The organism is Bacillus sp. SIMBA_154 (genome assembly GCF_046536015.1).
Lineage (GTDB): Bacteria > Bacillota > Bacilli > Bacillales > Bacillaceae > Bacillus > Bacillus pumilus_P.
This window is the reverse complement of the sequence record NZ_JAWJBV010000447.1, coordinates 1-253: the sequence shown is the minus strand read 5'-3', so window position 1 is coordinate 253 and position 253 is coordinate 1. Positions and strand designations below refer to the sequence as shown.

General features: G+C 35.6%; 1 protein-coding gene. It reads left to right on the top strand.

Going from position 1 to position 253, the window contains the following annotated elements:
• Nucleotides 1–253, top strand: a 253-nt coding sequence (locus R0K30_RS22715; protein ID WP_486304036.1) for a hypothetical protein, incomplete at both ends; no start/stop codon positions are given.

Below are 253 nucleotides of genomic sequence, written 5' to 3'. Positions count from 1 at the left end.
ATAGCAGACGAGTTTGGTTTTTCTTTTGAGACCAATGATGGCCTGACTCCTCTTAACTCACACTTCTGTCTTTTCAAAAAAGTCTTAGGGCAGTTAAACATAAGTTCAGAAATTGATTCGAATCACGCATATACAGAAGAATCTACCGACCTGAGAATATATTTGGAAGAAGCTTATGATGATTATATAAAGCTACTTTTATTACTTGCAGTTGCAGAGCAACAAGTTATAGCGTTTTCAGCTCCTTTAAAAC